The following is a 10,211-nucleotide window of genomic DNA, read 5'->3' as shown; positions in this document are numbered from 1 at the left end:
CTCGATAACTGGGCACTGGAATCGGGTTATAAAGATATATTTGCGCAAGTGGCGGAGCTGGGTGAGGAGGGGTATAAACCCCGGAATTTCGCCTGGCAGAGCTTTCTCGATCCCGATGGCTTTAAAAGCCGGTTTGAGGAGGCAGACCTAATTGTCGCCCACGCCGGCATGGGAACGATCATTACCGCGCTGACAATGAAGAAGCCGTTGTTGATCATGCCGCGCAAGGGTGCGTTTAAAGAAACCCGCAACGATCACCAGATTGCAACGGCGGAGCAATTCGCCCGGCGCAGCGGGATTTTTGTTGCGAAAGATGAGACCGAACTCGGCACCGTTCTTGAGGATCTGCTCGCCAATCCACCATCAACAATCAAGGAGGCCGCCAGCGAGTTTGCGGAACCGGAACTCCTTCAGGCTATCCGCAGTTTTATACAGGACGGGCAGGCGGCAAAAAGCAGGTAGATGCCGGCGACATTGGCTAAACCATTAAGCATATTTTGAGAAATCAGGGATAAATTGGATATCTATAGAGATCCAGCCTGCGAATTTGTCTTTCTCGCCGGTTGAGGGGATTTGCGGCAGTGCAATAAAATTGAGCATTTGAAGCCACAATTCGTTGCATATATGTGTAATACTGGTAACTCGGTTTATATGAGAAAAAGGGATAAAAGGTTAGGCAATGGCGCTTGGAAGTAAATTCGCGTGTTTTAAGTCACAACTGACAAGCGTTGTCGCGTTGGCGATCATCCTTTTCACCCTCGCCGCCTGTGATACGCCGGAGGAAAAGGCGCAGGCTCACTTCGCGGCCGGAATGGCTTTTGTGGAGCAGGACAACTTCGTTAAGGCGGGCATTGAATTTCGCAACGCCCTGCAACTCAAGGAAAATTACGCAGATGGCTGGTACGGTCTCGCTCTCGTCGAGGAGAACGAAGGAGACTGGCGGAAATATGCGGGCGATATCCTCAAGGCGATCGAGATTGACCCGAAGCATTTGAAGGCGCAGGTGCGCTATGGCAAGATTATGCTGCTGTCGGGAAAGCTGGAGGATGCGCTGGAAACCAGCGACCTCGTCATGGAGCTCGCGCCGGATAATTCCGAAGCGCTGGCCCTGAAATCTGCGGTCATGTTCCGCTTGGGCGATAAAACGGGCGCCATCGCAGCCGCGAACAAGGCCCTCGAAATAGATCCGTCAAACATTGACGCAATTCTTATTCTCTCTGCGGAAAAACTCTCCTCCGGGAATCCCGCCGCGGCTGTTAAGATTCTTGATGACGGCCTTGTGCATAACAAGGGCAATGCCCAGCTGCAGGTCGTTAAAATCCGCGCGCTGGAGAATCTCGACCGGTCGGAAGAAATTATTGAGGTGTTCTCGCAGCTCATTGCTGACAATCCGGAAAACACGGCTTTTCGTAAGAGCCTTGTTCGTTACTATATGAAAATTGACCGGAAGGACGAGGCGGAAAAAGAAATTCGCCGGATTGCAGCGGAAAATCCGGAAGACGTTTCCGCCAATCTGGACGTGGTCCGGTTTGTTAAATCGGCGAAAGGGGATGCCGCCGCCGCTCTCGAGCTGGAGCAACTGATTGAGAAATATCCAGATGCTGTCGATTATCGTTTTGCGTTAGCGGCACTTGCGGAAGCCGAGAATGATGATGAAAGGGCGATGGTTATTCTGGGCTCCATCATTGACCGTGCTCGAACAGTTGAAGATGAAATCATCGCCAGAAACAAACTGGCGCAACTTCATTTCACCCGCGGCGATTTGGAGGAAGCGGAAAACCTGACCCAAATTGTCCTGGACATTGATCCGACCAACACCGATGCGCTGATCCTTATCGGCGCGATGCAAATCGATGCGGGCGAGATAGACACGGCGATTGCAAATCTGCGCTCCTCCATCTGGCAGCAGCCGCGGTCCGCGCGCGCTGCCTTGTTGCTTGCCAAGGCCCATGAAATCAGTGGCAGCCTGGACCTGGCAGAGGATCGCTTCGCTGCTGCGTACCGGTTCAGTAATGAGTCGCCCCGCGTCGGTATGGTCTATGCCCAGTTTTTTATTCGTCACGGAGAGTTACAACGGGCGGATCGGCTGCTTGAAAAGCTGGCGGTGAAGAACCCGAACGAAACGAACATTCTCAAACTGCTGGCCGAGGTCAAGCTGAGGAAGCAAGACTGGATCGCGGCGGAAGAGCTGGCGGACCGGCTGCTGGCCCTGAATGCAACGGATTCAGCGGGATATCAGATAAGCGGTGCGGCGTTAGCGGGTTTACAAAATCTGGAAGAGAGCCGGAGTGCGTTCGAGAAGGCTTATGCAATAGCACCTGAAGCCGGGCAAGCGATGCAGTCGCTGGTTCAGGCATATCTTCGGGACGGCGATATCGAAAAGGCGGAAACCTTCCTCAGCGATGTTCTTGCCAGCAGCCAAAGAAATTATCTCGCCAGTCGACTTCTGGCCGAAATCAAGTTCCGCAAGAACGAGCCGGAAGAGGCGATCAAGCTGATTCGGGATGCTATTGCCGGTGATCCACAGGAAGAGACGGGTTACGTCATCCTTGCGAAACATTTTCTGGCGACCGGGGAAAAGAAAGACGCCGGGGACGTGCTGAGTGAGGGGCTGAAGGCAATTCCAGATGGATTTATGCTTAATATGATCCAAGCGAGTGTTTATGAATCCAATGGCAACTATTCTGATGCCATTGAGACTTATGAAAAGCTACTTGATGAGAGGCCGAACTCGGACATTGTGGTTAACAACCTCGCCAGCCTGATCGCTGAGCATGCAGAGAATGAAGATGCATTGCTGTGGGCTTACTCTCTGGCGAAGCGCTTTCGAAACTCGAAAGTCCCATATTTTCAGGACACATTAGGCTGGCTTCATTATTTGCGGGGCGAATATAATATGGCCACCCCGTTGCTCCGAAGCGCTGTCGATAATGAGCCGAATGTAGCAGTCCTCCGTTATCATCTCGGGATGGCCTATAAGGCGGAAGGAAATCGTAACAATGCGATCAGGGAGCTTGATCAAGCGGTAACACTTGGCAAGTCGCAACCGTTTTCACAGATTAGGGATGCGGAAAAGACGCTTTCCGAGCTGCGCGCAAGACCCAAAACAAACTGATTTGAAACGATATTTTTTTATTAATGTGAAACCACGGGTGAAGGCAATTATAGATGTATAGAGAATTTTACGGACTCGACCAGAAACCCTTTTCTATCCTGCCCGATCCAAATTATCTCTATTGGGGGCACAGTCATTCCCTAGCCTATTCAATGCTTGAGTATGGCGTGATGAACCGGGCGGGCTTTACGGTTGTTACCGGTGAAATCGGCTGCGGGAAGACGACTCTAATCCGCCATCTTCTTGACCGATTGGATGAAGACTTCACGGTCGGTCTGGTATCCAATATTCAGGACGGGGATCTGCTGCAATGGGTTCTGATGGCCTTTGGTCAGGCGTATGAAGGCAAATCCCATGTCGGCCTGCATGATGAGTTACAGCAATTCCTGATCCGCGAATATGCGGAGGGACGCCGGACAATCCTGATCGTTGATGAGGCACAGAATCTGGGCCCTAAGCTTCTGGAACAGCTACGACTTCTTTCCAATATCAATGCCGATAACGACCAGCTCCTGCAGCTGATCCTGGTGGGCCAGCCGCAGTTGAAAGGGTTGTTGCAGGCGCCTGAGCTGACCCAGTTCGCACAGCGTATTGCCTCAGACTTTCATCTGGCGCCATTGACCGCAGAAGATATCGACGCCTATATCAAACACCGTCTTTCCACTGCGGGGCGCGATCTGCCGTTGTTCACCATGGATGCCTGCGAAAAGCTGTTCGAAGCGAGCCGTGGTATCCCCCGGATTATCAATATTCTCGCTGATACCTGCCTGGTATATGGGTTTGCGCGGATGGCGCCTGAAATCGACGGCGGCATTGTCGATGAAGTGATCCGCGACAAGCAGACTCACGGTATTTTTGATGTAGGCACGCCGAAAGGGGCTGAAGAAACACGCCGATTGCCGGTTCAGTCAAAAGAGGAAGTAGAACAAGAGCAGCCCGCTCTTGTTATTCATGATAAGGAGCTTGCAAAGCTGATCGCCAAGAAGCTGCGCTCAAACGGTTAAGGTAAATGCGCAACGTCCGAAGTGTTTGGCGGGAAAACCGCAAATTTACTCCGGGCGCTGCGTAGGACTTAAAATTCTTTCCGAACAGAGACGGAAACCGTATTTTCCCGAAGATCATCGATATCGGATTCGGCATCCCGATTGTAGTAGCCGTAGGAAAGCGACCCGATTAGAGTTGCAGTGAACTGGTAATTAACTCCGGTCTGCCCGTAATAGGCTGTTTCCTTACCGCCTGAAACTTGGGAATCCAGAATTTCCGCATACCCGCCAAGCAGAGACCATTCAAGTCGCCGCGATAGCTGTCTGGAGTAGCTGCCGTCAAAGGAAACAACCTCTTCGTCTGTGCCATCGCTCAGAAAATCGCGAGTGATATAGCTGGCAGAGGCTGTATATGTATTGCGGCCCTTTTCCCCGGTCAATCCGATGGACGCTGTTTTTGACTTGGTAATGGCATCCGTGTAGCCACCCGGGAAATAGTTCGGATTAACGAGACGACCGTTGGTATCCAGAACAGCGGTATTGGCAAACGCATCACCTCCTGAACCAGCGACATCAACATGATATCCGGCAATAATGCTTGCTTCGCTAGAGATCAGGTAGGTCAAGTCCGCATCTACAATGCCACCGCCGAAGCGGTGGCCGACCTGAACGCTTAAATCAGTTCTCGGCCCTGGTGTTAATCGGACACCACCGCTGTAAAAGGCACCGCTGATTTGATCGTTGTCTATATTCTCTCCGTCGAACTCATCCCAGCCCGCCGATGCGAGCAGAGCAATATACCGATTGATCGGCATCTGGCCCGAGCCCTTGAAGGTGGCGCGCTTGAAATCATCCCCGTCATTTACCTGGTTGTCGAGGGCGAAGGCTTCCGCTGCCCATTTCGTCCGGGAAAATGCGCGCCCGCTCAGCAAGCTGAGGTCAACCCGATTGGTTTGTGTATCCGACGGTTCTGTCGAGGCAATGTCGGAATTTGTGTCAGTAAACGTGACCATGCTGTGGGTATAACGGGCGATACCGGTCGCAAAGCCGCCAAAATCATGTTGATAATAGGGGCTGATCCGCGTGTTCAGCACACGCGTGCTGTCGCCGGATGTCGTCCGGTCAGAAAAGGATGTATCCCCGTCGCTGGAGAAACGTTCCTGGGTTATGGCGATTTCCGTATCGAGGAACAGGTGATCCTCCAACAACTCGGAATTTGCGGACGCCAGCAAGTTATGCGTAAATCCGTTCAAATCCGAATACTCCGCATACATATCGTAACCAAGGTCATATGCAGCAGTGAGTTGTAGACGCCGTCCGACACCTTCAATCGTAAATCCGGCATTCAGGTTTGTTACAAAATCGTCTTTTCTGTCTGAAGAAGTGCCGAAAGCATTATCCGTATATGTTTCACCCAAACCGATATAAGGACTGAACATCCATTCTGCGGCCCGGGCGTTTCCGGACGAAACCAGCATCCCGCCGACGACGATACACCCGACCGCCAACGACATGCATGATTTTTTCCCGAAAACTAGCTGGTTTGCATTTAGCACAATGCGACTACCTTCTATTTGATTCCACCCTCAACAAACGGCAATCGAAATTGCCGCCAATCCTAGAACCAGCTTTGCGGGATGATGAGAATATCGCCGGGCAACAATGGTACGTTCGCCGACACATCACCATCTATAATCAGGTCATCAAGGCGAACGTTATAGGATTTCTTTTCACCTTCTTCATTGCGAACGATAACAGCACGGTTACCAGCGGCAAATTCAGTCATGCCACCAACGGCGATGATGGCATCAAGAACCGTCATGTCGTTGCGATAAGGAATAGCTTTGGGTTCCGCAGCCTGACCAACGATGCGAATCTGCTGATCATACGGGCCATTAAAGGATTTGACCGTTACGGTTACCAGCGGGTCCTTCACATATTTGGCGAGGGATTTTTCGATATCACGCGCCAACTCCTGAGAGGTTTTGGACGCCGCCATCATGTCGTCAACCAGCGGCGTGGAGATACGACCGTCGGGACGAACCGGAACAGTGACGGAAAGATCCGGATTCTGCCAGACGAAAACATCCAGCTCATCCTGTGGTCCAATAACATACTGGGGCGCGGTGCCCAAGGAAGCAGGTGCATCCGAGGCAGCCTGATTTTGCGCCGCACAGGCTGAAACAAACAGTGCCAGTGAAACCAAGATTGTCCGGATGGCGACGGACTTTATCTTTAGAAGTGTAAACACGTAAGTGCCTCCCCCTTAGTCAAAAAGCTTCTGATATGATTATCAGAGTTGGTTAAAATCTACAATAACGCTTTGTAACACAGCATTTCCGCTATTTCTAAGGGTAACGCCATATTTTTTTCCAGTATTTCCCTAAAAATGGCCATAATGCAACATTAGTTTGTACGCTCCTTGCTACGGTGATATCACAACACCCTGAGTTTGGACGTTTTATCAGTTAATATTTTAATCCTTATTTCAGCATTTTTATGTACGATGAAGGACCATCGGGCATTGGCAAAGACGCTGTCAATCAATATGATCCAGCTAGAGCTGGTTAAGACTTATAGAGGAACGTGTGAGCATACAGAATAACCCGCTTCTGAAGGAAACTTTGGATAAATGTTCCCGGGTCTTCATAATCCTGGCGGTTTTTGGCCTTGCCATTAATCTGCTGATGTTAACGGCTCCCTTATTTATGATGCAGGTGTTTGACAGGGTCATCACCAGCCGCAATACCGACACGCTTGTGCTATTGATGCTGATCGCCGGCCTTGCTTTGTTAACCATGGCGCTGCTGGAAGGGGTTCGTACCTTCATCCTTGTGCGAATGAGCCGCTGGCTGGATAGCCAGATAGGGGGTGCGGCGCTCACCGCGAGCATTATGTCGACATTGACTACAGGGCGGGAGGCCAGTATCCAGGCTCTTCGTGATCTCGGTAATTTCCGGTCTTTCCTGACCGGCCCTGGTATCTTCCCCATCCTGGATGCGCCTTTTGCGCCGATTTTCCTCGGCGTCATGTTCCTGCTGCACCCGGTCTTGGGCTGGATTGCCCTTATCGGCGCGGCCATTCTGCTGACGCTGGGGATCATCAACGAAAGAGCGACGCGCAAGCTGCTCGCTGAATCAAACGGTCAGCAGATGGTGGCGATGAAGCAGGCGGAGACGGCCTCGCGCAATGCCGATGTCATCGAGGCGATGGGCATGATGCCCCAGCTGATCAATCGCTGGAACACCCGTCACGCGGATTCTCTCGCGCTGCAGGCGCAGGCAAGCGATCGAGGCGGCGTTATCTCGGCAGCCTCCAAATTTGTGCGCGTAATGTTGCAGATCGGGGTGACGGGCGCGGGTGCTTGGCTGGTCATTCAGGCCGAGATGAGCCCGGGCGCCATGATTGCCGGCTCCATAATTATGGGGCGTGCGTTGGCACCGGTTGAGCAGGCCATTGGTTCCTGGAAGGGATTTCTGGGTGCGCGCGCGGCCTATAGCCGGCTGAAGGCGCAGCTGGAACAAAGCCCGCCGCCCGGTACGGACCTGATGCCGCTTCCCCGTCCGCAAGGCGTGGTGTCGGTCGAAGGCTTGAGCTATACCCACCCAAACACCAAGGAGCCGATCCTCCGTAATATCAACTTCCGGATTGAGCCGGGCGAGATTCTTGGCATCATTGGGCCGACGGCCGCCGGCAAAACGACTCTCGTCCGGTTGCTTGTCGGTAACCTGAAGCCCCGCTTTGGCCATGCCCGGCTTGATGAAATGGATGTTGCGGAATGGAGCGCGGATGACCGTGGTCAATATATCGGATATCTGCCGCAGGATATTGAACTGTTCTCCGGCACTATTCGTGAGAATATTGCGCGGATGAATGACGGGGACCCGGCACTTGTTATTGCTGCCGCGAAGAAAGCCGGTATTCATGACATGGTCTTGCGTATGGACAAGGGCTATGAGACGGAAATCGGTGAGGGTGGTGCGGCACTTTCCGGTGGTCAACGACAGCGTATTGCGCTTGCCCGGGCCCTTTACGGAAATCCCAGTCTTCTCGTTCTGGATGAACCGAATGCCAATCTTGACAGTGTCGGAGAGTCGGCGTTGATGCGCGCGATGGATAACCTCCGCGCCGAAGGCATGACGATTGTCGTTATTGCGCATCGACCGAACATTTTGAAGCATGTTGACAAGATTCTCGTCCTGAAAGACGGGATCATGCAGGAATTCGGACCGCGTGATGACGTGATGATGAAGCTGCAGGGCGTCCAAAGAGCATTGCCGGGCCCCGGAAACCAGACGGTACAGGTCAAGAAAAACCAGGCAAAAGAGGTGCCGCCTGCCGCACCAACAACGAGGACGGCGGACTATACCCCGTCACCGGACATCAAGGTGTCAAAGAAATATACGCCGCCCTACCGCGAGCCGATGAAAGCGCCGACATTGCACAAGACGAATGGCACCCATTTGAACGGTAGCGCCGCGAAACCGAAAGCGCGGGCCGCGGTGCTGACCATGGGCCCGAGTGAAAAAATAAAGGCCAAGATTCAGTCTCTGACCCCGCAACCCCTAAGTGACGCAGATATTTCGAAAATATACTCCCTGTTCGTCAAGGGCGATCAGGCAGGCGCGCTGAAATATATTGAGGAAATCAAACAATGATGAATGTGCGCGGGCCGGTCCTGTTCGGCCTGGTGATTATTTTCCTGTTCTTTGGCGCATTTATCGGCTGGGCGGCTTTCGCCCCCCTTGGGAGCGCGGCCATAGCCCAAGGTGTTGTCAGCGTTGAAGGGAACCGGAAATCGATCCAGCATCTTGAAGGTGGCATCGTGTCGGAAATCAAGATCAAGGATGGTGATTTTGTTAACAAAGGCGATGTGCTGATTGTTCTCGATGAGGTACAGTCGAAGGCATCGGTGGAAATCATCCGCAGCCGCCGGGCCATCGCACTGGCGCAGAAAGCCCGTCTGATTGCTGAACGGGACGGGCTGGATGAAATCCCTTTTCCCGAATGGCTGCTTGAGCGTAAAGACGAGCCAAATGTTAAAGAGGCGATGGAAGGGCAGCAGAATATTTTTGATTCCCGCCGGACGTCGCGAGACGGACAGATCACGATCCTGAAACAAAAGGCCGCGCAGCTGGAAGAGGAAATCAAGGGCCTGGAAGGGCAGGTCACCTCGTCCGACCGGCAGATCGCCCTGATCAGTGAGGAAATCAAGGACGTCGAAAGCCTTGTTAAAAAGAGCCTTGCAAAACGACCACGGCTTCGCGCCCTGCAGCGCAACCTTGCCGAACTTAGCGGCAATCGTAGTCAGAATACCTCAAGAATCGCCCAGACGCGGCAGGCGATCGGCGAAGTGGAACTGCAGATTAACGAGCTGTCCAACGCTCTGATTGACGAGGTGGTCGCGGAGCTTCGCGATGTTCAGGCGCAGATTTTTGACTTGGAAGAACAGACCCGCGCCTCGGAAGATGTGTTCGATAGAACGGAAATTCGGGCGCCGACGGATGGCTATGTCGTCAACCTGCAGGTTCATACGACCGGCGGTGTCGTCAAGCCGGGCGACACGGTCCTTGATATCGTCCCGGATAATGTGCAGCTTATTGTGGAAGCACAAGTCAATACCAAGGATATTGACTCTGTCTATATCGACGCACCCGCCCAGATCCGGTTTCCCGCTTTCAGTCAGCGCTTTTCCCTCCCCGCAGAAGGCAAGGTGCTCAGTGTATCGGCCGACAGCCTTGAGGATGATCGCACCGGCAACTACTATTATCTCGCTCGTGTCCAGATAGAGAATTTGGAAAATGCCGAAATCAAGGTCACCCAGCTGCGGCCCGGCATGCAGGCGGATGTGATGATCCTGACAGGGGAGCGAACAGCGCTTGATTACTTTGTCAACCCGATTATCCTAAGCTTTAACCGTGCATTGCGCGAAGATTGAGCCGGAAGTAGAGACGGACAGCCTTCCTTGTGGCGCATTGTATGAGGCTTTCCTGCATTGGGGCGGTCGTGATTTCGCATATTTCTGACGTAAAGCCGTGATTTTTATGTAACAATTTCCTGTCAAACGGGTCAGATTGCGAAATAGACACATATTGGTTTTACTCTTTTTAAAC

7 protein-coding genes are annotated in these 10,211 nt (G+C 52.6%); 5 read left to right on the top strand and 2 right to left on the bottom strand.

Annotated features, from left to right (window positions below; all coding sequences use genetic code 11):
• The 3 genes from P1U71_RS12915 to P1U71_RS12905 all read left to right on the top strand — a co-directional run.
• Positions 1 to 462: glycosyltransferase (locus P1U71_RS12915; protein ID WP_301106022.1), on the top strand; the 462-nt coding region annotated here is incomplete at its 5' end.
• 217 nt (positions 463 to 679) lie between these two features.
• The gene (locus P1U71_RS12910) at positions 680 to 3,115 is read left to right on the top strand and encodes a tetratricopeptide repeat protein (protein WP_301106021.1); all 2,436 of its coding nucleotides are present in this window, start codon (positions 680 to 682) and stop codon (positions 3,113 to 3,115) included.
• 53 nt (positions 3,116 to 3,168) lie between these two features.
• Positions 3,169 to 4,119 carry an AAA family ATPase gene (locus P1U71_RS12905; protein ID WP_301106020.1) on the top strand — a complete coding sequence of 317 codons (951 nt, stop codon included), beginning with the start codon at positions 3,169 to 3,171 and terminating at the stop codon, positions 4,117 to 4,119.
• Between the two features lie 68 nt (positions 4,120 to 4,187).
• Here the strand turns inward: P1U71_RS12905 and P1U71_RS12900 are convergent, their stop codons facing one another.
• Complete coding sequence (locus P1U71_RS12900; RefSeq protein ID WP_301106019.1) at positions 4,188 to 5,612, bottom strand: TIGR03016 family PEP-CTERM system-associated outer membrane protein; 1,425 nt, start codon at positions 5,610 to 5,612, stop codon at positions 4,188 to 4,190.
• 104 nt (positions 5,613 to 5,716) lie between these two features.
• Positions 5,717 to 6,349, bottom strand: coding sequence for an XrtA/PEP-CTERM system exopolysaccharide export protein (locus P1U71_RS12895; RefSeq protein ID WP_301106018.1), 633 nt, complete (start codon positions 6,347 to 6,349; stop codon positions 5,717 to 5,719).
• Positions 6,350 to 6,686: 337 nt separating this feature from the next.
• Here P1U71_RS12895 and P1U71_RS12890 point away from each other — a divergent pair, with 337 nt between their 5' ends.
• Positions 6,687 to 8,756 carry a type I secretion system permease/ATPase gene (locus P1U71_RS12890; protein WP_301106017.1) on the top strand — a complete coding sequence of 690 codons (2,070 nt, stop codon included), beginning with the start codon at positions 6,687 to 6,689 and terminating at the stop codon, positions 8,754 to 8,756.
• The gene (locus P1U71_RS12885; RefSeq protein WP_301106016.1) at positions 8,753 to 10,036 is read left to right on the top strand and encodes an HlyD family type I secretion periplasmic adaptor subunit; all 1,284 of its coding nucleotides are present in this window, start codon (positions 8,753 to 8,755) and stop codon (positions 10,034 to 10,036) included. Before P1U71_RS12890 ends, P1U71_RS12885 begins: the two co-directional genes overlap by 4 nt.
• Positions 10,037 to 10,211 lie beyond the last annotated feature (175 nt).

It is taken from the genome of Sneathiella sp., assembly GCF_029233945.1.
In the GTDB taxonomy this organism is placed as follows: domain Bacteria; phylum Pseudomonadota; class Alphaproteobacteria; order Sneathiellales; family Sneathiellaceae; genus Sneathiella.
This window is presented reverse-complemented; position numbering and strand designations above follow the sequence as displayed.

What these genes read in the sequence shown, in the direction of transcription:
- P1U71_RS12910 (WP_301106021.1), top strand. Translation starts at nt 680, where the DNA reads ATGGCGCTTGGAAGTAAATTCGCGTGTTTTAAGTCACAACTGACAAGC.
- P1U71_RS12900 (WP_301106019.1), bottom strand. Translation starts at nt 5,612, where the DNA reads ATGTCGTTGGCGGTCGGGTGTATCGTCGTCGGCGGGATGCTGGTTTCG.
- P1U71_RS12905 (WP_301106020.1), top strand. Translation starts at nt 3,169, where the DNA reads ATGTATAGAGAATTTTACGGACTCGACCAGAAACCCTTTTCTATCCTG.
- P1U71_RS12885 (WP_301106016.1), top strand. Translation starts at nt 8,753, where the DNA reads ATGATGAATGTGCGCGGGCCGGTCCTGTTCGGCCTGGTGATTATTTTC.